Here is a 22,262-nt window from a genome sequence, read left to right as displayed (position 1 = left end):
TTTTACTACGTGACATGTTTTTAAATGTGTTCATCCGTTTCAAGAAAATCAGATTCTATGGGCTCAATAGGCCATGGATAGTCCTCATTAGCCAAAGGGTCATAATTAATATGAGCTGTTAACGAAAGTGTCATTAACCAAGACACGAACAAGATCTTAATTAATTTTTTCATTTTAAATTCCCCCGTTTAGTTAATTGGAATGTCTGAAGAACGTGAAAAGTATTCAGATGCAAGTTTATATTTACGATTATCATAATAATAATCACCTAAAATCTTCAAGTATTGTTTTAATGGCTCATATAAACGCTGTTTCTCGAAAAATGGCAATACTTCTTGTTTAATATAATGAGCCCATTCATCGTCCCTGCATTGGTTTAGAATCTTTTGATAAACTTTAAATTCAACAATATAAATAGATTGAATTGTTTCTGTATCTTTAATCCTTGATAACCCTTTTGTTAGCCAATGCTTTGCTTCATCGCACTTTCCTACTTGATAATACTCCTTCATGAGACTTGAAATTGGTATAACCTCTAAATAAGTCGGTCCTTCTTTTCGGAGTTTATAGCTTAATTTATAATAGTGAATCGCTTGTTCAGACTCTCTTTTGATCGTGTGTAATTTTCCGATATTTTGATAACAAAGACTTATTAGACGCTTTATATTCAGCTGGTTAGCAATCATTAGCGCATTTTGATAACTATCCTCTGCTTGTTCAAATAAATTAGCACGTTGATAGATAATACCCAACAAATTATGACACTCGGCACACTTATACAAATCATATTTTTCCTGATAGTACCTTAAAGCTTTTTTGGTGTATGTATAGCTCAGTGGGTTATTTTTAAGTGCACTTGCGATTGTTGCTATGCAAAAAATTAAATCATGCTGTTCTTCTTGGGATATGTAAGCTTGATGGAAATAAGACTCTGCTTCTTGGTAGTGTTTAAGCGCTAAGTGAAAGGATTGCTTAGTCCAAAGATAGTCGGCATAAAATTTATTCCAGTAGTAAGATTCCAAGGAGTTAAAGTCATCAATTAGGGGCTGAAGGATAAAAACTTGTTTTTCAGCTTGTTTAAATGCCTTTGATAACATAAAATAACGGAGTTTGTGTATTTCGGTTAAGTAAAATAGTGAAGAATCTTCACTGATTAAGATATTTTTAATATGATTCTCATACAACTGATTCGCTGTATGAAACTTTTTTTAAGTAGAGTATCGAACCATTCGTTAATATATCTCTTATGGTATTTAGTTTGTTCCGTGGTAATCTGAAGCCTTTCATAAATAGATTGAACGACCTCATGGGGTGGTTCAATACTATCGTTTTCAATTTTCGATAAGTATGACACCGAAATAATACCTTCGGACACTTCTTTTTGAGTAAGCCCTCTTTTTAACCTATGAAACTTGATTGCTTTTCCAATTCCTTGGTTCATTTAACCCCCTCCTTTTATATAATATAACATATTTTGCCATAAATAGACACTTGGTTTTAATTTAACAAAAATTATGGCGAACGAATTTCCATGTTAGAAAGGAAAAGAAGGGGGTATTCAAAAGTATAAAAAAAGAAAGAAGGCCTCATTAATATGTGTAATGGGAACCTTCTTTCATTTGATCAATGGATATATAGTTACAAGCTTCTTGCACTTCAATCATTATAACGAAAAATTACTAGGAAACACTATCTTTTAATTGACGACCTGGTTTAAACGCAGGGACTTTACTTGCTGGAATATCAATTTCCTGACCAGTCTGAGGGTTACGTCCTTTTCTTGCTGATCGTTCACGTACCTCAAAGTTCCCAAAACCAATCAATTGAACTTTTTCCTCTTTTTTTAGTGAATCGGTAATGGTTCCAAATACACTATCTACTGCCGCTGCATCTTTTTTGGTTAGTCCTGTTTGATCCAATACCAACTATGATAATAAAAAAAGACTACCGAATGTTACACAATTCAGTAGTCTTCTCACTTATACTTTTAACTATTTTAGGGTGAGTTAATTCCTTGAATAAGTGGTTGTCATTTATATCTTTTTAAAAAGAAGGTATAAGAAGTATGGAGCACCAATCAACGCTACCATTACTCCAGCCGGTATTCCATCAGGTTCGACTAAATTACGACCGACCAAATCGGCAATCAATAAGAGCCATCCCCCAATTAGAATAGCAATCGGTAAAAATATTTGATGACGCTTACCTATTAATGCCTTGGCAATATGTGGTGCCATTAATCCTACGAAACCAATTCCACCTGTAACAGAGACAGCAGAAGCAGCCAAACCAACCGCTATTAATAAAAGAATCACTCGATCCCTTTCTATTCGAATACCGACACCTGTGGCCACTTGTTCACTGAACGCAATAATATTGAGTCTATTCGCTAAATAAAAAGTAAGTGGAATCAGAATTAATAACCATGGAAGTATAGCTATTATAAATGGCCAATCAGTTCCCCATACATTACCTGCGAGCCATTTAGCGATGAAGTCAACTTTCTGTCTTTCAGCAGATGATATTAAAATAACCATCGCACCAGACAGGGCCATCGAAAAACCAACACCCGTTAAAATTAACCGAATCGGTTGTAAACCAACTCCTCTTTTATATGAAAACAAGTAAATCATAGCAGCTGTCAACACAGCCCCCCAAAATGCAACTAGAGGTAAAACAAAAGTAAAATTCCCTGGTGAAATTGGGATAAATAAAAAGAAAATAGCGATCGCTACACCTGCACCAGAATTGATCCCTATAATCCCCGGGTCAGCTAAATCATTTCTTGTAAGTGACTGTAAAATAGCCCCAGAAAGAGCCAGAGCCATTCCAGCTAATAATGTAATTAACATACGTGGGAGCCTTACCTCGAATAAGACAAAGCTTTCACGAAATTCACCATTCCCTAACATGGTAGGAAGAATCCGGTGATAAGGAATCGACGAGTAGCCAATCCCTAATCCAACTATGAAAGTAAGGAGGATTGCTGCTAATAACCCAATAACCAATGTAACCTGCTTATAAATGGTATGTTGCGGAATCATGAGAAAGCACGTCCTCCCTTATGAATGATGTATAAGAAAAAAGGTAGACCGACAAAAGATGTGATCGCAGCAATCGGTGTTTCGTAAGGTGCGTTAATGGTTCTCGCAACTGTATCAGCTATTAACATGAATGTTGCGCCAATAATAATGGACATAGGAATAATGGTGCGATAATCTGTACCAACAATCCCTCTAACAATATGTGGAATCATTAAACCGATAAACACTAAATTACCTACTAATGCCACTGAAGCGCCAGCTAAAAAAATAATAACCAAAAATAAGATGCTTTTTATTATCTGCGTTCGTTGACCTAATCCAATAGACAACTCTTCATCCAAACTCAAAATTGATAACTGCCGAGATAATAAAATAGCTAAAATACATGAAATCACAATTATAGGTACAATAATCATTATCTGGGTCCAGGTTGTACCAACTAACCCCCCAGTCGTCCACATGGATACATCTTTACTAATTTTAAAATATATACCGATACCTTCTGCAATAGCATATAAGAAAGTTGACACAGCTGCTCCAGCTAATACGATTCGAAAAGGCGAGAAACCACCTTTTTTCGCTGCACCTATAAACAATGCCTGAAAAGCATTCGTTAGACTTAAGTCTGCTGCTCCAAAGATCATCGCGCAAAAAAAAAAGCAATAACACATAATAATGACGCTAGAATAAATTTGGTTATTAAATTAGGCTGGAATCGACTCATAAGGACCCTCTCTTTATATATGAAAGAGGAGTATTTATTTCCACTCCTCTATCCAACTACTCACTACTAATCTACTAACAACTGTTCCTCGAAAAACTCCAATTGATAGTCAAGTGTCATTGCATCATTAAAGTAAAACTCATATAAGTTAACTTCCATCACACGGTCATTTTCAACGGCTGGTAAGTTCTGAACTAAACCAACCATGGCTCTATACTTCATGGTTGGTTTAAACATGATATGTTAAACAAAAAAACAATATTATAATATAAGCACCATACTAAATGTGATGAAAATTGTAATGCGAATTAACCTTTGTAAAGCTAAATTAAAAGGAGACAGTTTTTGCTCAATTATAAAAACAAACTCTAGTCACAAGTCGCTAGGATTGAACATCTTGGGTAATGAACAACTTAAAACCTTTGGGTATGGATTCATGAATAGTGCAACCAATTAGATTTGAATTTATAAATAAGACACTTGCTGAAGTTTATTTCATATAATGCTTTCAGAGGTGATAACAGTGACAAGAGTGGCTTATACCCAAAGTGACATTGATTTAATGGCAAGGATGATAAGAGCAGAAGCCGAGGGTGAAGGACAATTAGGAATGCTTATGGTTGGAAATGTTATTGTAAATCGCGCAAGAGCTGATTGTTTGGATTTTGAGGATGTAAGGTCCATAGACGATGTAATTTTTCAAGTACAAGGTGGAAATTATGCCTTTGAAGCAGTACAAAAAGGTAATTTATTTTATCGCCCAGCAAGAGAGGTTGAAAAAAATTAGCACGCCAGGCAATAAAATATTGGAGGCAACATCCTTCTATGTATGCTCTTTGGTATTTTAACCCATATGGCGACTGTCCTTCTACATGGTATGGTCAGCCGTTTGCAGGACAATATAAACAACATTGTTATTATGAACCAATAGCCAATACTTGTGAAAGCGCGTATAGATATTAAAAAAACCGAAAACAAATTAGGTGCCCCCATAAAGTTAGAGTTCAAATTAAATTCACTAGTTGACTGCTGTGAAACCGGTTTTGAACGCTTCTCCTCACCTATTCTAATACCCAGTAAACATAGCCTTTTCTCGTTTAGACGTAAGATAAAACTCTACGGATGGCAGCGAGCAGGAAATAGCCTTCAATTTTCATTTTAGAACTTCAATAAGCATGTCATTTAGGACGTGAAGCAGTAAATAACGGACTCAAAAAACTGTTGAATAACAACTACATTCAGCGAAAAGAAGTAGACGGGCATATGAAATATCGACTTCATATTAAAGAGTTTTCAGACTACCCCTGGTCAGTCGAATTTAATTGGAAACACGTTTATAAAACTAATAAAAAAGTAGCCGAATCTATTGAAGGAGAAGGGGAGTTCAAAAATCGAACCGGTGAGAAAAAAGGTACTGGTTCGAAAATCGAACCAGTACCAGTTCGAAAATCGAACCAGTAAAAATTTTTTATCCGTTGAGGGGCAAGACTCACAGGCTGTCCCAAATAAAGGTTTAAATAAAGGAAATAAAATAGATACATTATTAGATACGGATTACTCCCAAGATTTGATGGATAAATCATTGCATGACTCTAATATTCAACAAAAAGAGACTAACCAACTCTTGAAAGATGGATTAAAAAAATATATACCTGAATCCATCCACCATACCCTTTCAAACTTTTCAAATGATTATCAACAGATGTATGATTGGGTAGGTATTATTTTGAGATGTATTTGGCAAGTAAAAAATGTATGTAATGGCATTTAAAATTGCATGCCACTTGCCACCCTCATTTTATTATTGAATTAATGATTCTTTATACCGGAAGCTCTCACCATTAAATACTAATAAATGAGAATGATGAATGAGACGATCGATGACAGCTTCCGTTAAAATTGGATCACCAAATACATGGTTCCATTGACCAAACTGTAAGTTTGTTGTAATCACAATGCTCTTATTTTCGTAGCACATCGAGATTACCTGAAATAAAAGCTCTGCGCCTTCCTTGTGAAGTGGAATATACCCTAATTCATCTAGGACCAATAAATCTAGCTTTTCAATTTGCTTAATCAATTTAGGAAGATTTCCGTTTTGGTTGGCTTCAATTAACTTATTAACCAACGATGCCACAGTAAAAAATTTCACTTTGCTGCCAAACCTATGTATGGCATTTAAACTGACTAAGGTTGCCAAATAAGTTTTCCCAGTACCAACTCCTCCGTATAAAATGAGGTTTTCTCTTGATTGAATGAACTCACCATTCAGGATTATTTCTCGATTAATCCCTTGTGGGATTTGTATGTGATCCCATTGATAAGGCTGGTTGCCTGTCTTGGGTAACTGCGCCTGGCTAAGTAATAAGTTCACCTTTCGTTCTTCTCGATTCTGAACTTCTTTCTCGAATAATTGTAAAAGGTACTCTTGGTTGTTCGTTGCTTCTATTTCATCAAAATGCTCTCGTATCCAACTCAATTTTAATCGCTTTGCATATGCTGCAATTTGGTCCTTCATTGTGACGCACCCCCTTTCGGAATCAAGGAGTCATAGTGCATCAGCCCTCTAGCTGCTGGGGGAACATCTGGCACTTGTACATGTGGTTGAATCGTTTTATAACTATCTGAATCCTGATGAATGGTATAAAAGCAATGCTTAATGTGCTCAACACTCGGGTGTCCATTTTGTGATGCCATTCTAAGCGCTTCATTTAATGGTGTGAAATCATTATTTTTTAATAATCGGCCTATTAAACGTAACGCTAACTTTTGTTCTTCTTCCGTACAATTTCTTAAATAGGAAGCCCACACGGGCGGGAATTGCTCATAGATACTCGTATATTTTATAGCCTTTGGACGCTTGGATAGCAGATCTAAATATGGTTGCCATAACATGGACCGGCGTTTAACACCATATAACCTTCTATGTTTAACAATGATATCGTAATCTTCATTCAATATCGCAACAGTCTTGTAATCTATTTGAACAGTTATCTTTTGCTTGGCAAACCTAGGAGAAGTTGAATACTCCTTTTTATCAACTGTTACGATTCCATACTTGTCTGCTTTAACTTGTTCATATCGGATACAATCGAAAGGTTTTTCTGGTAATACTAGCCATGCTTGTTCATCCTCTTTATACAGTTCAGACTGTAATATATCTTTCTGGTAATGGTGACGTGCTCGGTCGCTTTCTGCTAATGCCCATAATGATTCGTTAAAGTGATCTAGATCGACGATCGTACATTCAGGTAGAAAAAAGTTGTTGCGGACATATTTCACCATAGCTTCAACATGACCTTTTTCATTTCCTTTACCGGGATTACAGAATTCATATTGGAATCCGTAATGTAAAACAAATCGTTCAAACGTATCTGTTAATTCTCGTTCACCTTTTGCTAAAATTTTCTTAACAGCTGGCGATAAATTATCAAACCTGATGGTATGTGGAACACCACCCATGTGAATAAACATTCGTTGTAATCCTTCCAGTAGACATTCTGTGTTTTCCGAAGGAAAAACTTGAAAGTAGAATGAGTTACTGTAAGGGAATGACATGACTAAATAAGGCAATTCTATTGTTTCTGATTGATAGTCAAAAGGTGCTGTTCCAAAATCAACTTGTGCTGTACCAGCTATTGTTTCTAATGGTAATGCTGCCTGTTCCCGTTCATCCCTCAGCTCTTCTTTTCTTCTAGAAACATAATTTCTGACCGTCCGGTCGGACCCTTTAAAACTATGATTCTTAACTAACTGTTCATACATTCTTTTCGCTGTTCTATGGTGTTTCTTTTTCTTTTTTAGATCCTCTTTAATCCATTTATCTAAGATGGGTTTAACAGGTTCCATAATAGGTGATACTCGTTGTTGACGTTTTTTCTTTTTAAACTCTTCTTGATCCGCGTACTTCTTTACTGTACGAGGGTCCACTTTCATGCCTTTTGCTACACTGGCATATGTTGCTCCTTTTTGGTTCACTTCATATCTGATATAATCAATTTGTTCCACTGCTAACATCTCCTAATAGCCTCCTGTCGAACGTTGTTGGTCCAACGAGGAGTTTAAAGTTATTTTGAGAGGTTGGCAAGTGGAATTTTTTTATTTGTGCGACTTTTTCACAAGCCTACATAAATTAAGTGCCAAATGCTACATTTTTAGTTTGCCATAGACATTTGAGAGCCAAGAAAGAAATTGAAAAAGAATACACTGTACCTTTTACATTTGAAATATACGGGGACGAAATCAACGATATAGTTTTATCTGCGATCAGAAAAATCAAGACGGATCATAGAATTAAAAAGACTAACAATTACTTCTTTGTTTCTGTTCGTAATGGACTTGAAGATATTGCGAACGAATCTTTACGAAAAGATAATCTATCAAATAATAGTGTTTACTATAATTGGTTAAATGAGGAAGATAAAAAATAAGAAAAAATTAACACCGGGAACTAGGCGGATACTAGGTAAATTGAGAATGAACTGAACTTTGATGGACGTGCCTACTTGTTTTAAAAGGGAGTGGGAAGAATTAGCATATAATCTAAAAGTGGTTCACGAGGGCCATATGTCTAAGGAGGATTTTATTACCATTTATTTAAATTCCATAAAAAAGAATTTAAATAAACAAAAAACGTAACAGATAATAGTGTCAGAAATATGAATTATTATGGGAATGTATTAGTCCTATCTAATGAAGCATTCAACTATTAATATAAAAGGGTGTAGACCCACCCTTTTATATATTAGCTCCTATGGACACGATTATTCACTTAATCACTGATTGCAAAGGTTTGAAACCTATAAACCTACAAATGTTGTGATTAAAAGTGAACTGTTATCAAAATATACTTTTAAAACAGGTATTTCATATGACTGTAATGATCACAGAACGTTCTGCTTTTATCCGACCAGGAGTCAGTAGCGCCAGTGATTTGTAAAAATCAACGAGGCAATGTTCGGTTTATCTGCATAAATTATCAACAATGAACTTTGACGGCGCCTATAATTAAAAAGGACAAAATAACAAAAACTAGAAAACAAACCTAACTTGAAAAGCACATTTAATCATTAATATTTAATCTCTCATCCCATTCAAATTCCTTATCTTTTAAATAAGAATAAAGGTCATTATCTTCAGTTACCCTATATGAACCATGCACAGAAGGTTCACTTATTAGTATTTGATTTTTATATACTGATATTTTTGTAGAAGGATAATTATTGGGGTAACTAAGTACAAGCTCGTAATAATCTTCGCTTGAAAATTCAGGGTTATTTTTTTTAAGTTTGGTGTTTGAAAGGATTTTAGATATATCTGAGATTGTTTCGCCATCGTTTATACTTATCACGTTTATTGTTTCTGAGTCGCGTTTGCGTTGTTCTATTCTGACCATGATAATTTCTTCATCGTGGTTAAATTCACTTCTAACTATATCCATTTCATCGTTAAAAGTAGTATATTTCATCTGGTCATAAATAAAAAAAGATACTAATACAGCCCCAAGAATGATAAAAGTCCATAGCACCCACTTCTTTTTGTTTTTCATAGTTACCCCCATTTTTTATATAAATTTATAATTAATACCTTTAATTGTATCAATTTTTTTTTAAAAAAAAAGTATTGGGTTAAATTTAACCCAATACTTTTTACTATTTTTTAGTTTGTGTAGCTAATCCAGCTACCATTAGATTGTTGCACTCGTTTAACGATATATGCAGAAGACGGTTCATGAATGTTTCCTTGCATATACATTTGCTGTTGATTTTGTTGATTACTCCATAAATCTAGCGCCACGAATTCAATTTCCACTTGGACGTAGTTCTGGTTACTTAACAGATTTTCAAGTCGTTCAAAGGCAATAGCCCCACCCCTTACGTAAGAAGCAATAGCACTATCATTCTGATTTTGGGCAATATCAACCATACCGTATGCTACGGAAGAAATTGTTGTGACAGTTCGCCAAATAATAGACTTAGTGAAGATACTGCCACCCCAGTTAAATCCCAAACAACTTCATCATATCCTGCGCCATATTGCAATTCGTCGTGGAAAGCCATATGAGCTTTTTCTGCATCTCGAACTTCTGAAAGATTCATAATTCTTGTTTTCAAAAGCTTTTTGAACCTTTTCCTTATTTTCTCTTGCAGGATATTGAAGAGCCAAATTTAACAAATGAAAATTTTTTTCTTTTTCTATAAAAGAAGCCAAAATACGGTTTCTTTTAAATTCTGAATACTTATTAATCAGGTCTTTTCTTGTACGAATCGAAAAATCACCTTCCATATAATCCCTCCTAAATCTATTACTTAAAAAAGAGATAATGTATATATAATTATAAACCAAAAAACAGAATGTATGTTCTTTTTATTGGTATTATTTATATAAATATTATGAATTTTCAAGCAGTAGGAGATATTAGTCGGTTCTTGTCGCATATGTTGAAATTCATTTTTGTGCAATATTTTCCGATGTCTGTCTTATGTAAAATCTATATAATTAGCGGGGCGTTTACCTTAAGTGTATAGGTGAAATAGTTGATGCTGATAAATAAGGTTAAAACCATGGGTGTGTCTATTAAAACAAGGTTTATTTATTTTCTTCAAACCCTCTTTTATTTATTAGAAAGGTTATGATAAACTATTGACCTCTCTCAAACAAATAGAAGTATCAACGTTTCAAGGTATCATTGATATGGATGAGACCTATTTCTTGTACTCTGAAAAAGGCAAAAAGAATATCAAAGGACGAAAATCGCGTAAGCGTGGTGCTTCCGCAAAGAAACGTGGTATCAGCAAAGGGATGAATATTTATCAATTCAAATCAGATGGTAAAGTTCGCACCAAAGGGTTTTATCACATTCAGAACGTTAATAACTACCATCGACGTCTAAAGGGTTGGATACAGCGTTTTAATGGTGTGGCGACTAAGTATTTGGATAATTACTTAGCGTGGTTCCAGACCTTAGAAAGCATCAAACACCAACGAAATGAAGTTACAATTAACGACTTCATTATTTCGGGGAATTTAATTCCAAATATAGAAACTTATAATACACTTAGATTATCAGAGTTTAATGCATAAGATTAAAGCTTTATTCAACTAACATAAGTAGTTGCGTGGAATATGAAATTAGTGAGTAACGATACAAGTTGGTGTGAATACTACTACTGATAAAATTATATGGAGGTTTTTGATATGGGAGTATTATCAGCATCACCAACTAATATGGACCACTGTATTGAAGCGTGTGCAAAGTGTGCAAGAGCTTGTGAAGAGTGTACAACAGCGTGTTTACAAGAACCAGATGTGCAAGCAAGAGCTCATTGTATTCAAACTTTAAATGATTGTGCAGAAATTTGTTTGCAGGCTATATCTTATATGGCAAGAAACAGTGCATTCGCAAAACAACTCTGTCAATTATGTGCCACAATTTGTGAAGCGTGTGCGATTGAATGTGAAAAGTTTCAAGATGCACATTGTCAGGAATGTGCTAAAATTTGCCGCGAGTGTGCAGAAGCTTGTCGTCAAATGGCTTCTTAATTACTCATTATTGCATTAATGGCGTGCGTTAGTTGAATAAAAAAAGCGGAACTTCCCCCCCTTTTTAAGGTGACCCCAAATCCTTGTCCGTATCCGTTCTTAATTTTCTTGTCAGTAGTGGATTCACGCTTTCTTTTCGCCATTAATTCATCTCCCGAAACAAAAATAACCTCTTATGGACATCTTATCCGAAGAGGTTATTTTAATCAATCTTTATTATAAATAATCAATCTTTATTACAAATGATCATTCTTTGTTTTAAATAATCAAACTTTATTATAAACCTACATCAGGTTTTTACTCAAACAAAAAAGAACCGAGAAGGAGTACCAACGGTACGCTCCCGATTCTGATTAGAGTGATACATAAGAACCGATACATAAGTGCCTCCGCTTTCCCTTCTTTGTAAAAACTACTTACAGATTGTAAGAAGTAGTTACATTTTGTAAAAGAGAGTTACGGGGAGACAACAAGTGGTTTTGTTCTTTAAAACCTTATTCAACAGTAACTGATTTTGCCAGATTTCTTGGCTTATCAACATCACAGTCACGGTGTAGTGCTGCATAGTAAGAAATGATCTGTAATGGTAGCACGGACACAAGTGGTGTTAATAATGGATGCACAGTAGGAATCACAAAGGCGTCACCTTCACGATATAGCTCTTCTGGGCTGATGATACATGCATTAGCACCACGTGTCACCACTTCTTGCACATTTGAACGGATTGAACTATTCACGTGTTCTTGAGTCGCTAAGGCAATGACTGGTGTACCTTCTTCAATTAAAGCAATCGTACCGTGCTTCAATTCCCCACCAGCAAATCCTTCTGCTTGAATATATGAAATTTCTTTTAGTTTAAGTGCACCTTCTAATCCGACGAAGTAATCTAATCCACGTCCGATAAAGAAGCAATTGCGTGTCGTTGATAAATAATCACGCGCAATTTGTTCTAACTGGTCTTTCTGATCACACAATACTTCCATCGCATTACCGACAATCGCTAATTCTTTTAACGGATCAAAATCCAGTGTTAAACCTTTAGCGCGTGCTGTATCAACAGCTAAAATCGCTAAAACAGCCATTTGTGCTGTGTATGCTTTCGTTGAAGCAACAGCAATTTCAGGCCCTGCGTGTAAGTGTAATGTGTAATCTGCTTCACGAGAAAGGGTAGATCCAGGCACATTTGTAATGGTTAGTGCTGGATGACCTAATTTATTTGTTTCAACTAATACAGAACGTAAATCAGCTGTCTCACCACTTTGAGATATAAAGACGAACAGTGGCTTTTCAGATAGTAATGGCATATTGTAAGAGAATTCGCTTGCAATGTGCACTTCTGTTGGCACTTGAGCGATTTTCTCCAAAAATTCTTTACCAATTAAACCAGCATGGTAACTCGTTCCTGCTGCAATAATATAAACGCGATCGCAGTCTGCCATAGCTTGACGAACATTTTCGTCTAGTTTAATGTCGTCATTTTCATTTTGGTACTCTTGAATGATTTTGCGCATCACAAATGGTTGCTCATCGATTTCTTTTAACATGAAATGTGGATAAGTGCCTTTTTCGATGTCACTAGCATCAATTTCAGCTACAAAAGGATCACGATCGACCTTTGTTCCATCAAGCTTTTGGATCGTTACTTGATCTTTTTCAACTAAAACGACTTCTTCATCCATTAATTCAACAAACTGATCAGTTACTTGTAGCATTGCCATCGAGTCACTTGCGACCACATTAAAGTCGTCACCTAATCCAACTAATAATGGGCTTTTATTCTTCGCAACGTAAACAACGTCTTCTTGTTCACGATCTAATACAGCTAAGGCATATGAGCCGTGTAATAAGCCAATTGTTTTACGAAATGCTTCTAGTGTACTACCTGATTCTTTTTCAAAGCGTTCAATGAGTTGAACAATGACTTCAGTATCTGTTTCACTGACAAAGTTCACGTCAGATAAGTATTCACTTTTAAGCTCTTGGTAATTTTCAATAACACCATTATGAACTAAAGTAAATCTTCCTGTAGAACTTTGGTGTGGGTGAGCGTTGGTTTCGCTTGGTTCGCCGTGCGTTGCCCAACGTGTGTGGCCAATACCGATATTGGTTGCTACGTTTTCATCGACAGCTTCTCTTAGCGTGGCAATACGACCTTTCACCTTAAATAAATCGGTATCCTCTTGTGAACGAACCGCAATACCAGCTGAGTCATACCCACGATACTCCAACTTTTCAAGTCCTGTTAGTAAGATTTCTTTTGCATCTTCATTTCCAATATATCCGACAATTCCACACATATGTGTTACCTCCTAATCGAAAGAGGCAAACAAATGCATACCAATATGAGGGGCGTTTGTTTGCCCCTTTCTCGTTATAATTTTGATCACCTTGTAAGAAGTGGTTGTGCATAGAGTCACCTCTATGTTTTCACTTCATACATGACAGTTGAGGTGTGGCAACCGGGAGGCATCCGCCGAACACTCGATGAACCTCCTCCTCGTCAACTATTTCTAATTTCCGACCTAGAAATAGTCCTGGCGCTTTCAAAGAATCCCTAATCTTAAGCTCCTTTCCTTTCTTGAATAAAGTCCTTAGCAAAAAGGGCTACCCACATTTTACTTATTTTTGAAGTTAGGGTCAATCACTTTTTTAATAATCAAGGAAAGCATAAGGAATGGTCAAGTCATCCCCTATGCTTACTTTATCCTATGCATCTTTCAAGCCATATGTTTCTTCAATAACGGTAGAAACTTTATCCACGTATTTTTCACATTCCTCTTTGGTAGGTGCTTCGACCATCACGCGAACGACTGGCTCTGTTCCTGAAGGTCTTACCAACACTCTTCCTTTATTACCCAACTTTGCTTCGACATGATCAATTTCCTCTTGAATCGTCTGATCCATTTGTACTTCTTGTTTATTAATCACACGTACATTTTTTAATACTTGTGGGAATTTCTCCATTTCAGCTGCTAATACTGAGAGTGGTTTTTCCGATTCACGCATGGCATTTAAGAGCTGCAAACCAGATAACATCCCATCACCCGTCGTATTATGATCTAAGAAGATAATGTGACCTGATTGTTCCCCGCCAAGACTATAATCATTAGCTCTCATTTCTTCCATGACATAACGGTCTCCGACGGCTGTTTTAACCGTATCAATATCTAGTTCGTCTAACGCTCGATAAAGACCAATATTACTCATCACTGTTGTGACGATCGTGTCTTTTTTGAGACGCCCCTGTTTTTTCAATTGCTTACCACAAATGTACATAATTTTATCGCCATCTACGATATTACCCTTCTCATCGACAGCAATTAAGCGGTCACCATCGCCATCAAAAGCTAAACCAACATCCGCTCCTTGCTCGATGACTGTTTCCCTAAGTTTCTCTGGACTTGTTGAACCATAACCATCATTAATATTAGTTCCATCTGGTGATGAACCAATGGATAAAATATCAGCTTCTAAGTCTGCAAACAAATGTGAAGCTAATGAAGAAGTGGCTCCGTGTGCACAATCGAGGACAACTTTTAGTCCATCAAAGTCTGTATCAACCGTTTGCTTTAGATGTTGTAAATATTTCTGACCAGCTTCAAAATAATTCATCGCTTGACCGACATCTACACCAATCGGTCTTGGAAGTTCTTCAGAATCATTTTCTAACAATTCTTCTATAGCTTCTTCCTGCTCGTCGGAAAGTTTAAACCCATTCTCGCCAAAAAACTTGATTCCGTTGTCTTCAACTGGGTTATGTGAAGCTGAGATCATCACGCCAGCCTGTGCTCCTGAGGCTTTCGTTAAGTAAGCGACACCTGGAGTGGAAATAACGCCTAAGCGCATAACGTCAACTCCAACGGACAGAATGCCTGCAACTAATGCCCCTTCAAGCATTTCTCCAGAAATACGTGTGTCCCTTCCGACGAGTAATTTCGCTTTCTCAGTTGTATTTTTAGTTAGTGTATAGGCACCATATCTTCCAAGCTTAAAGGCTAGTTCTGGTGTTAATTCTGTATTAGCAATTCCTCGGACACCATCTGTCCCAAAATATTTTCCCATTCTTCATTCCGCTCCTTCATTTCATACATCCATATCATTCGAACTTACCTAATCTATTCTGACCCTTATTCTGTCTAAATCTGTTGTTACTTCAATATCTTCAGGACCTTCTAGTTGAACAGGTATATAAAATTCACCTTCCACATAACCATCTGCATCAATCCAGGCTCTAATATCATCAGGATCTAGGTTATCTAAATCATCACTCGTACCAGACACCATAACATCTATAATTGGCTCATCTGGCTCGATAAACGTAACCTCTTGCTCCTCTGTTACATTTTCTATTTCAATCTCCACATCTTCTACCAGATCTTCAACAGCCTGATCAACAACTACCTCAACCTCTACGGTATTTGGCTCAATTCTAGTTGTACCTCTCGGCAATGGTAAATCAACATCCACCGTTGTCGTTTCAGTTATATCGGATAAGTCAACTTGCACAGCTTCGAGCAAATTAATATCATTTAAACGGTCGATTGAACCAAATACTGTTGCTGACACAGGATTCATATTAATATCTTGTAATATTAAATCATCAGGCAATTCTCCTGTTGTTTCGTATGTTAATGGATAACGCTTTTCGCTCATTGAAACGTCTGCTTCAACGTCAACTGTCGAAGGATCAACATAGACACTTAACTCATTTCCTTGTGTATCATATACACGAACGGGGGCATCATGTGCTATTCCATCTTGTGAAAGCTCTGTAAAACTTACAATTGCTTTCACCATAGCAATTCGGTCGATTTCAGCACTTGATCCTGTCACTTCTACTTCACTAGGTATAACCTCTGGTGGCCCTGCAAACACCTGAGTTTCATCTATATCTTCTCGTCCAAAATAATCAACTTCTACAGGGAGAGTAACCGACGATCGCTCTTCTATGGTCACATCAACTGTTTGTGGCTCAGTATATACAGAAAGTTGATTTGAAATTCCCGAATGCTCAATTTCCACCTGATGCTCACCTGGGCCAAGTCCATTGAGGTCTATCAGGACATCAAAATTACGTTGTCTTACCGTTTGGGTAATCACACTTCTTGGCCCTTCTACCGTTACATTAACAACATCAGGGACACCTCGTACAACATAATCCTCTTCATCTAAAACAACTTGCAGTGGAACATTCTCCATCATTTCTGTATCAGTGGAAGCTGTTGGAAGGAAGATATCGCTTGATCGTGATGTATTAGCCTCATCAATAGCCACCGTTGTATAAAGCAAGATCGCTAAAAATAAAGAAACGACTCTGGTAAACCAAGGGCTCCTAATCCAGTTATCCATTACGTTTACCCCTCCAGCTCCATGCTCTAGAAGATGTTGTTCCTTCTGTTGGACTTAACTCTTTTAGTAGCATTTTTCGTAGTGCTTCCTCATCCAATTTACGATGTAACTCCCCGTTTTTAGTAAGAGAGATACTTCCTGTCTCCTCTGAAACGATAATCGTTAATGCGTCTGTAACTTCACTAACACCCATGGCTGCACGGTGTCTAGTCCCTAACTCCTTTGATATAAACGGACTTTCACTAAGTGGTAAATAACAAGCAGCTGCAACTATTTCATCTTGTCGAATAATAACTGCCCCATCATGTAACGGAGCATTTGGAATAAATATATTAGTCAATAATTCGCTTGTCAATTTTCCATTAACAGGGATGCCTGTTTCGACATAATCCCCCATCCCTGTCTCGCGTTCGATACTTATCAAGGCGCCTATTCTTCTTTTGGCCATGTAGTTACACGATTTAATAATTGCATCAATCGTTTCATGGATGGCTTTTTCCTCAGATTGGGTATTTCTCGCAAAGAAACTACCTCTACCAAGCTGCTCCAACGCCCGGCGAATCTCTGGTTGGAACAAAATAATAACAGCAAGAAACCCCCATGTAATTGCCTGATAAACTAGCCATTGAACAGTTTTCAGTTCTAAGATTGAACTAAAAAACCATATACCAAGGACTACAAATATTCCTTTTAATAATTGGACTGCCTTCGTCCCACGGATTACTGAAAATAATTTATATATAACGAACCATACAAGGGCTACATCAACGACAATCCGTAACACTTGTATTAAATCTAGCTCTTCTAAGGTCATGCCTACACTTCCTTCGCGCATCTATATTCATCAGAAGCCTACTTCACCTTTTTCCATTATATCACATCTTAAAGTCAATTAAATCTTTAGCCTATTAATAATTACCACAATTTAACGGCAAAAAAACGTCGATTGGATTAGTTGTACCTCCAGATCGACGTTGATATGCACTATCTAGACTAAATCAACATTATAAGTATTTGTTACCAAATAACACTTCAATCATATCACTAGCAACATGAGCTGTTCTATTTCCTTCATCTAATAGTGGGTTTACCTCAACCACTTCAACAGATGTAATTATATCAGCGTCATGTAACATTGACATAGCATAATGAGTTTCACGATAAGATGGACCACCTTCAACTGGAGTTCCTGTGCCAGGTGTATGTATCGGATCGATTCCATCAACATCTAAACTCAAGTGGACACCATCTGTTCGCTCTTCTAAGTAGGTGATTGCCTCTTTCATGACTGTTCCTATCCCTTTATGCTCAATATCATGCATTGTATATACTTTTATTCCTAATTCTTTAATCAGTTCTTTTTCACCTTCATCAATAGACCTTGCACCAATAATAACCGTATTCTCTGGCTTCACTTTAGCCTGATTTCCGTTAATCGAAGTCAACATTTCATGACCTATCCCTAAATTGACGGCTAAAGACATACCATGAATATTACCAGATGGTGAAATTTCTGCACTGTTTAAATCCGCATGGGCATCGTACCAGATAATTCCTAGATTCTTATAGGATTCATATAGACCTGCAACAGTACCAATCGCAATACTATGATCTCCTCCTAAAATAAGAGGCATTTCACCTTTACTCTTTATCTCCTTAACCTTTTGGGCAATAGCACTATTACCCTCAGCCACTGCCTCAAGATTTTTTAAACTTGTTTTTGGGTCTACTTGATCTTTACCAACATTATTAACTTTTATATTGCCATGGTCAACGAGATCTATACCCGATTCCATCAGTCTTTTAATAAGACCTGTATACCGAATAGAATCAGGACCAAAATCCACACCAAAATGAGGTTGAGCTATTGTAATAGGTGCACCAACTAGTCCTACTTTTTTTCTCACCGTTATACCCCCTTCATCTGTCGCCATTCTATACTTTAAAAGCATTTGGTTCAACTTGACACAAATTTGAATAAATATACAAACAAAAAGAATGCTATACCCTTTATGGTTTGCTTTTTTTAGATTTATATAACACATACTAGTGAACCAAAATGACAACAAATAAAGAGCTATTTAAAAATGATCCGTCCAATCGAAATGCTAAAACATACTACTGAAAGCAAAATTAATCCCTGAAATAATTGAATTAGCAAAGCGTTTTGAATTAATAAGGCAAAAGCAAAGCCTAACGTTCCAGTAACTACACCTATATAAATAAATCCAATTGCCTTCTCATTGACCAAATCTTTAATCGTTGGAATGTCTTTCTCTTTTCCTACACGGTCTGAATACTTAAGTGTCCACCATAATACTGGGACAATCTTTTTTAAGTAACCTAAAATACTGAAAATTACCCAAGTCATTAGGTATAAGTAAACTAACCAGCCCCAAATAAAGGCATTCCCCAACCCTAGAAGACTTATAATTAAAGCAACTATGTGTGTTACCCAGCCAAAGTAGATGGCGAAGGTCGCAAATAAAAACGAACGATCTAATCGTTTCTTCGAGCGTTTGGTCAAGATTTCACGCATATCCAATAAAAATAAGGTAAAGCCAATTACTAATAACAACCAGCCAATTATTTCAAATGGTGAATAATCCAGCCAGAAAGAAATTATTAGACAGATAATCCCTAATACATAAATCACATAGAGTTTTTTGGACCATTTCATAGAAAAATTATGGGATAAACTAAACATAGGTACTAGCTGATATGAGAACCCAATAATTAATAACGTAAACCATCCTACGACGCCAAGCATGACATGAGACTTAATTAAACTCTCATGATTAAACAATTGACCATACGAGAAATTTATCGCTAATAAAAGCCCCCCGATTACAGTTAGCAAGAAGGAGATCAAAGCTCCTGTAACTAACCATGTCACTATTGTCTTTTCCTTTTGCTTTTTCATCGACATAAACATTTGGAACAAAAACATAAGTACTCCCGTAACAGCTACTGCCCCTCCATATACGACATGATCCAGCTTTACGCCAAGTGACACACTTAACCATATAATTCCTAAAGCTGTCACCCAAAACTGCAAATAACCGAAACGTTCACTCCAAATCGGGGTCATAAATACAACAGGAACCATTTGATACATAGCCCCCATAACTACCATGACAGCAAAACCTAATATCAGTAAATGGGTTGCCATCCACAAGTTAGGAACTCTAAAAACCCCTTCAACAATTAAATCAACATTTTGAAAAACAATCCATTGAGAAGCCACTAAGGCAATCAAACTAAATAAAATAAAGGAAAAGGGGATTTTAATGTCTACTTTCGAAAATGAATTCATTTAACCACCTTACTTCTGAATTATAATTTTAAAACTCCCGTCCTTTTGAGGCTCACATTCATATTGAATTCCTTGCTCGTCTAACTCTTCGAAAAGAAACATAGGTCTTCGGTCATTGATAATCATTAACCTTTCACCTGGATTTAGTTCTTCTAACGCCCCAAGCGTTCGCACCATAGGTTCAGGTGGTCTCATTCCTCGGTTATCTAGAGTCATCATTAATCCTCACCCACTCTTTTATAAAAAACGACTCGCCAATGATCTGGCTCAACTTCTTCATCTTGACAATCAAACCCTTTTCTCTCCATCACCTGATATAAAGGCACCGGTTGAAATGGAACATGTAAAACTAATGCCTGTCCAACATTTAAACATCCAACTGCATTCATGATTTTTTCAAACGGTTCTTTACCTAGCTGTATGTCTTCACGTACATCTAGTTCAATACAATCATTATTCGTATTCATCAAACCACCACCTATATAGGAATCTAATTACATGGTAAACATTATCCAAATGACATGTCGTGATTTGAATCACTAATTACTTAGATTAGAATTTTTTATAAGTATTGATGACTTCTTGTCATAACTATGATGTGCAGTGACCTAGTTGTTAGTGAGCTCAGTGACATTATGGTTTATCGAATAGGATGAAAACGCCCGACAGAAGAAGGATGATTGACGAGACGGCGACTATTGAAGGAGGGGGCGTCCGGTGGAAATAGGCTAATTGACCAAACGATGCTTTATGAATCACACAACGTTAATTAGTTGCCGGCTAATTGACGAAACAGCACTTTATGAAGCTCATAACGTTAATTAGAACCCGGCTAATTGGCGAAACGGCACTTTATGAAGCTCATAACGTTAATTAGAACCCGGCTAATTGACGAAACAGCACTTTATGAAGCTCATAACGTTAATTAGAATCCGGCTAATTGACGAAACAGCACTTTATGAATCACACAACGTTAATTAGTTGCCGGCTAATTGACGAAACGGCACTTTATGAAACTCATAACGTTAATTAGAAGTGCTGATTAACAAATAAGTTACTGAACAATATCTCGATTAAGAGTTAGAAACACAGCTTGTAAACAAATAACCTTTATATAAAAAATACTGAAACGCTCGATATAGCGTTTCAGTATTTTCACATTAAAAAAAGTTGCTTCCCAAAACAGAAAACAACTTTACCTCACAATATTATGGTGGAGCCTAGCGGGATCGAACCGCTGACCTCCTGCGTGCAAAGCAGGCGCTCTCCCAGCTGAGCTAAGGCCCCAGAAAATTGTGTTAGATTATGTAAATGGTGAGCCATGGAGGATTCGAACCTCCGACCCTCTGATTAAAAGTCAGATGCTCTACCAACTGAGCTAATGGCTCACAATGGCTGGGCCACCAGGATTCGAACCTGGGAATCACGAGACCAAAACCCGTTGCCTTACCGCTTGGCTATGGCCCAGTATGGTGGAGGGAGTAGGACTCGAACCTACGAACCCGATGGGAGCGGATTTACAGTCCGCCGCGTTTGGCCAACTTCGCTATCCCTCCATAACTGGTGCCGGCCGAGGGACTCGAACCCCCAACCTACTGATTACAAGTCAGTTGCTCTGCCAGATTGAGCTAGGCCGGCTTTTACACTTAAATTAATGGTGGAGGATGGCGGGCTCGAACCACCGACCCCTTGCTTGTAAGGCAAGTGCTCTCCCAGCTGAGCTAATCCTCCCAAAGCACATTCAAGTGCAATTTAGTTATTTTTAATGACCCATAGGGGATTCGAACCCCTGTTACCGCCGTGAAAGGGCGGTGTCTTAACCACTTGACCAATGGGCCGTATTCATAATTGTCATCTAAGCTTCCTACCGGGCTTGAACCGGTGACCTCATCCTTACCATGGATGCGCTCTACCGACTGAGCTAAGGAAGCACATGGCTCCAGCGGCAGGATTCGAACCTGCGACCAATTGGTTAACAGCCAACTGCTCTACCACTGAGCTACGCTGGAATAATGACATACCATACCTAGTATAGACAATGATTCCAAAAATCTATTCATGTATAACATTATAATTTATTAGCCCGGCAGCGTCCTACTCTCGCAGGGGAAAAACCCCAACTACCATCGGCGCTAGAGAGCTTAACTGCTGTGTTCGGCATGGGAACAGGTGTGACCTCTCTGCCATTACCACCGGACTTTATAGAATTGTGAAGGTTTAAGCACCTTCAAAACTAGGTAAGAGATCATCCAAGTCGAAACACAAGCGTCTTTCACGTTTTGTTGAA

The 22,262-nt window shown here is 37.1% G+C and carries 22 protein-coding genes, 9 tRNA genes, 1 rRNA gene and 3 pseudogenes; 5 read left to right on the top strand and 30 right to left on the bottom strand.

Going from position 1 to position 22,262, the window contains the following annotated elements:
• Window positions 1–20: 20 nt before the first annotated feature.
• From HWQ49_RS14215 to HWQ49_RS14185, 7 genes and pseudogenes are all read right to left on the bottom strand, one after another.
• Entirely contained in the window at window positions 21–173 is a 153-nt protein-coding gene (locus tag HWQ49_RS14215) for a hypothetical protein (RefSeq protein ID WP_188208291.1), read from the bottom strand.
• A gap of 15 nt (window positions 174–188) precedes the next feature.
• The gene (locus tag HWQ49_RS14210; protein WP_188208290.1) at window positions 189–1,022 is read right to left on the bottom strand and encodes a tetratricopeptide repeat protein; all 834 of its coding nucleotides are present in this window, start codon (window positions 1,020–1,022) and stop codon (window positions 189–191) included.
• A 131-nt stretch (window positions 1,023–1,153) separates the two neighbouring features.
• Window positions 1,154–1,441: a helix-turn-helix domain-containing protein gene (locus HWQ49_RS14205; RefSeq protein ID WP_188208289.1), complete on the bottom strand. Its 288-nt coding sequence runs from the start codon at window positions 1,439–1,441 to the stop codon at window positions 1,154–1,156.
• 238 nt (window positions 1,442–1,679) lie between these two features.
• Window positions 1,680–1,925 (bottom strand): HU family DNA-binding protein, encoded by a 246-nt coding sequence (locus HWQ49_RS14200; RefSeq protein WP_188208288.1) that lies wholly within the window; start codon window positions 1,923–1,925, stop codon window positions 1,680–1,682.
• Window positions 1,926–2,033: 108 nt separating this feature from the next.
• A complete protein-coding gene (locus HWQ49_RS14195) occupies window positions 2,034–3,044 on the bottom strand; it encodes a FecCD family ABC transporter permease (RefSeq protein WP_188208287.1) in 1,011 nt (336 codons plus the stop codon).
• Window positions 3,041–3,709, bottom strand: a pseudogene (locus tag HWQ49_RS14190) (FecCD family ABC transporter permease); the annotation flags it as partial. The pseudogene HWQ49_RS14190 and the gene HWQ49_RS14195, both read right to left, overlap by 4 nt.
• A 125-nt stretch (window positions 3,710–3,834) precedes the next feature.
• Window positions 3,835–3,990 (bottom strand): hypothetical protein, encoded by a 156-nt coding sequence (locus HWQ49_RS14185; protein WP_188208285.1) that lies wholly within the window; start codon window positions 3,988–3,990, stop codon window positions 3,835–3,837.
• 301 nt (window positions 3,991–4,291) lie between these two features.
• On the opposite strand from HWQ49_RS14185, the pseudogene HWQ49_RS14180 reads away from it, so the two are divergent.
• A pseudogene (locus HWQ49_RS14180) lies at window positions 4,292–4,731 on the top strand (cell wall hydrolase).
• Window positions 4,732–5,134: 403 nt separating this feature from the next.
• Window positions 5,135–5,539, top strand: a complete 405-nt coding sequence (locus HWQ49_RS14175; RefSeq protein WP_188208284.1) for a hypothetical protein — start codon at window positions 5,135–5,137, stop codon at window positions 5,537–5,539.
• Between the two features lie 30 nt (window positions 5,540–5,569).
• Here the strand turns inward: HWQ49_RS14175 and istB are convergent, their stop codons facing one another.
• Together istB and istA are read right to left on the bottom strand one after the other, a co-directional pair.
• Window positions 5,570–6,286: an IS21-like element helper ATPase IstB gene (istB, locus tag HWQ49_RS14170; RefSeq protein WP_188208283.1), complete on the bottom strand. Its 717-nt coding sequence runs from the start codon at window positions 6,284–6,286 to the stop codon at window positions 5,570–5,572.
• Complete coding sequence (istA, locus tag HWQ49_RS14165) at window positions 6,283–7,785, bottom strand: IS21 family transposase (RefSeq protein WP_188208282.1); 1,503 nt, start codon at window positions 7,783–7,785, stop codon at window positions 6,283–6,285. The genes istB and istA overlap by 4 nt, the downstream gene beginning before the upstream one ends.
• A gap of 155 nt (window positions 7,786–7,940) precedes the next feature.
• Here istA and HWQ49_RS14160 point away from each other — a divergent pair, with 155 nt between their 5' ends.
• Window positions 7,941–8,198, top strand: coding sequence for a hypothetical protein (locus HWQ49_RS14160; RefSeq protein ID WP_188208281.1), 258 nt, complete (start codon window positions 7,941–7,943; stop codon window positions 8,196–8,198).
• Between the two features lie 632 nt (window positions 8,199–8,830).
• On the opposite strand, the gene HWQ49_RS14155 is transcribed toward HWQ49_RS14160, so the two are convergent.
• The 3 genes from HWQ49_RS14155 to HWQ49_RS14145 form a co-directional block, all read right to left on the bottom strand.
• Window positions 8,831–9,316 (bottom strand): hypothetical protein, encoded by a 486-nt coding sequence (locus tag HWQ49_RS14155; RefSeq protein ID WP_188208280.1) that lies wholly within the window; start codon window positions 9,314–9,316, stop codon window positions 8,831–8,833.
• Window positions 9,317–9,426: 110 nt separating this feature from the next.
• Window positions 9,427–9,777 carry a hypothetical protein gene (locus HWQ49_RS14150; RefSeq protein ID WP_188208279.1) on the bottom strand — a complete coding sequence of 117 codons (351 nt, stop codon included), beginning with the start codon at window positions 9,775–9,777 and terminating at the stop codon, window positions 9,427–9,429.
• Window positions 9,778–9,786: 9 nt separating this feature from the next.
• On the bottom strand, window positions 9,787–10,053 hold the full coding sequence (locus HWQ49_RS14145) for a hypothetical protein (protein WP_188208278.1): 267 nt from the start codon (window positions 10,051–10,053) through the stop codon (window positions 9,787–9,789).
• Window positions 10,054–10,404: 351 nt separating this feature from the next.
• Here HWQ49_RS14145 and HWQ49_RS14140 point away from each other — a divergent pair.
• Both HWQ49_RS14140 and HWQ49_RS14135 read left to right on the top strand, forming a co-directional pair.
• Window positions 10,405–10,851, top strand: a pseudogene (locus HWQ49_RS14140) (IS1595 family transposase); the annotation flags it as partial.
• A 114-nt stretch (window positions 10,852–10,965) separates the two neighbouring features.
• On the top strand, window positions 10,966–11,310 hold the full coding sequence (locus HWQ49_RS14135) for a four-helix bundle copper-binding protein (protein WP_188208277.1): 345 nt from the start codon (window positions 10,966–10,968) through the stop codon (window positions 11,308–11,310).
• 494 nt (window positions 11,311–11,804) lie between these two features.
• Here HWQ49_RS14135 and glmS read toward each other — a convergent pair whose 3' ends face one another.
• The 18 genes from glmS to rrf all read right to left on the bottom strand — a co-directional run bounded on the left by glmS (window position 11,805) and on the right by rrf (window position 22,172).
• Window positions 11,805–13,607 (bottom strand): glutamine--fructose-6-phosphate transaminase (isomerizing), encoded by a 1,803-nt coding sequence (gene glmS / locus HWQ49_RS14130; protein ID WP_188208276.1) that lies wholly within the window; start codon window positions 13,605–13,607, stop codon window positions 11,805–11,807.
• Window positions 13,608–14,016: 409 nt separating this feature from the next.
• Window positions 14,017–15,372: a phosphoglucosamine mutase gene (glmM, locus tag HWQ49_RS14125; protein WP_188208275.1), complete on the bottom strand. Its 1,356-nt coding sequence runs from the start codon at window positions 15,370–15,372 to the stop codon at window positions 14,017–14,019.
• 48 nt (window positions 15,373–15,420) lie between these two features.
• Complete coding sequence (locus tag HWQ49_RS14120) at window positions 15,421–16,659, bottom strand: CdaR family protein (protein ID WP_188208274.1); 1,239 nt, start codon at window positions 16,657–16,659, stop codon at window positions 15,421–15,423.
• Window positions 16,652–17,473 (bottom strand): diadenylate cyclase CdaA, encoded by an 822-nt coding sequence (cdaA, locus tag HWQ49_RS14115; protein ID WP_188208273.1) that lies wholly within the window; start codon window positions 17,471–17,473, stop codon window positions 16,652–16,654. Before cdaA ends, HWQ49_RS14120 begins: the two co-directional genes overlap by 8 nt.
• A 190-nt stretch (window positions 17,474–17,663) precedes the next feature.
• Window positions 17,664–18,566 carry an arginase gene (gene rocF / locus HWQ49_RS14110; protein ID WP_188208272.1) on the bottom strand — a complete coding sequence of 301 codons (903 nt, stop codon included), beginning with the start codon at window positions 18,564–18,566 and terminating at the stop codon, window positions 17,664–17,666.
• Window positions 18,567–18,736: 170 nt separating this feature from the next.
• Window positions 18,737–19,975, bottom strand: a complete 1,239-nt coding sequence (locus HWQ49_RS14105; protein WP_188208271.1) for an NfeD family protein — start codon at window positions 19,973–19,975, stop codon at window positions 18,737–18,739.
• A gap of 9 nt (window positions 19,976–19,984) precedes the next feature.
• Window positions 19,985–20,191, bottom strand: coding sequence for a DUF2249 domain-containing protein (locus tag HWQ49_RS14100; RefSeq protein WP_188208270.1), 207 nt, complete (start codon window positions 20,189–20,191; stop codon window positions 19,985–19,987).
• A 2-nt stretch (window positions 20,192–20,193) separates the two neighbouring features.
• Entirely contained in the window at window positions 20,194–20,442 is a 249-nt protein-coding gene (locus HWQ49_RS14095; RefSeq protein WP_188208269.1) for a DUF2249 domain-containing protein, read from the bottom strand.
• Between the two features lie 744 nt (window positions 20,443–21,186).
• Window positions 21,187–21,262 (bottom strand) — tRNA-Ala (locus HWQ49_RS14090).
• Between the two features lie 25 nt (window positions 21,263–21,287).
• Window positions 21,288–21,363, bottom strand: a tRNA-Lys gene (locus HWQ49_RS14085).
• 4 nt (window positions 21,364–21,367) lie between these two features.
• Window positions 21,368–21,442: transfer RNA gene (locus tag HWQ49_RS14080), tRNA-Gln, on the bottom strand.
• A 3-nt stretch (window positions 21,443–21,445) separates the two neighbouring features.
• Window positions 21,446–21,531, bottom strand: a tRNA-Tyr gene (locus HWQ49_RS14075).
• Between the two features lie 5 nt (window positions 21,532–21,536).
• Window positions 21,537–21,613, bottom strand: a tRNA-Thr gene (locus HWQ49_RS14070).
• 17 nt (window positions 21,614–21,630) lie between these two features.
• Window positions 21,631–21,706: transfer RNA gene (locus HWQ49_RS14065), tRNA-Val, on the bottom strand.
• Window positions 21,707–21,741: 35 nt separating this feature from the next.
• Window positions 21,742–21,813: transfer RNA gene (locus HWQ49_RS14060), tRNA-Glu, on the bottom strand.
• 20 nt (window positions 21,814–21,833) lie between these two features.
• Window positions 21,834–21,906 (bottom strand) — tRNA-Thr (locus HWQ49_RS14055).
• 3 nt (window positions 21,907–21,909) lie between these two features.
• A tRNA-Asn gene (locus HWQ49_RS14050) sits at window positions 21,910–21,984 on the bottom strand.
• Between the two features lie 72 nt (window positions 21,985–22,056).
• Window positions 22,057–22,172: ribosomal RNA gene (gene rrf / locus HWQ49_RS14045) — 5S ribosomal RNA — on the bottom strand.
• Between the last annotated feature and the right edge of the window lie 90 nt (window positions 22,173–22,262).

It is taken from the genome of Alkalibacillus aidingensis (assembly GCF_014595945.1).
Taxonomy (GTDB): Bacteria; Bacillota; Bacilli; order Bacillales; family Alkalibacillaceae; genus Alkalibacillus; species Alkalibacillus aidingensis.
This window is presented reverse-complemented; position numbering and strand designations above follow the sequence as displayed.

Bases quoted from the DNA above. Each gene is read 5' to 3' on its own strand.
- HWQ49_RS14215 (WP_188208291.1), bottom strand. From the start codon at position 173: ATGAAAAAATTAATTAAGATCTTGTTCGTGTCTTGGTTAATGACACTT.
- HWQ49_RS14205 (WP_188208289.1), bottom strand. From the start codon at position 1,441: ATGAACCAAGGAATTGGAAAAGCAATCAAGTTTCATAGGTTAAAAAGA.
- HWQ49_RS14195 (WP_188208287.1), bottom strand. From the start codon at position 3,044: ATGATTCCGCAACATACCATTTATAAGCAGGTTACATTGGTTATTGGG.
- HWQ49_RS14185 (WP_188208285.1), bottom strand. From the start codon at position 3,990: ATGAAGTATAGAGCCATGGTTGGTTTAGTTCAGAACTTACCAGCCGTT.
- istB (WP_188208283.1), bottom strand. From the start codon at position 6,286: ATGAAGGACCAAATTGCAGCATATGCAAAGCGATTAAAATTGAGTTGG.
- istA (WP_188208282.1), bottom strand. From the start codon at position 7,785: ATGTTAGCAGTGGAACAAATTGATTATATCAGATATGAAGTGAACCAA.
- HWQ49_RS14155 (WP_188208280.1), bottom strand. From the start codon at position 9,316: ATGAAAAACAAAAAGAAGTGGGTGCTATGGACTTTTATCATTCTTGGG.
- HWQ49_RS14145 (WP_188208278.1), bottom strand. From the start codon at position 10,053: ATGGAAGGTGATTTTTCGATTCGTACAAGAAAAGACCTGATTAATAAG.
- HWQ49_RS14135 (WP_188208277.1), top strand. From the start codon at position 10,966: ATGGGAGTATTATCAGCATCACCAACTAATATGGACCACTGTATTGAA.
- glmS (WP_188208276.1), bottom strand. From the start codon at position 13,607: ATGTGTGGAATTGTCGGATATATTGGAAATGAAGATGCAAAAGAAATC.
- glmM (WP_188208275.1), bottom strand. From the start codon at position 15,372: ATGGGAAAATATTTTGGGACAGATGGTGTCCGAGGAATTGCTAATACA.
- HWQ49_RS14120 (WP_188208274.1), bottom strand. From the start codon at position 16,659: ATGGATAACTGGATTAGGAGCCCTTGGTTTACCAGAGTCGTTTCTTTA.
- cdaA (WP_188208273.1), bottom strand. From the start codon at position 17,473: ATGACCTTAGAAGAGCTAGATTTAATACAAGTGTTACGGATTGTCGTT.
- HWQ49_RS14105 (WP_188208271.1), bottom strand. From the start codon at position 19,975: ATGAATTCATTTTCGAAAGTAGACATTAAAATCCCCTTTTCCTTTATT.
- HWQ49_RS14100 (WP_188208270.1), bottom strand. From the start codon at position 20,191: ATGACTCTAGATAACCGAGGAATGAGACCACCTGAACCTATGGTGCGA.
- HWQ49_RS14095 (WP_188208269.1), bottom strand. From the start codon at position 20,442: ATGAATACGAATAATGATTGTATTGAACTAGATGTACGTGAAGACATA.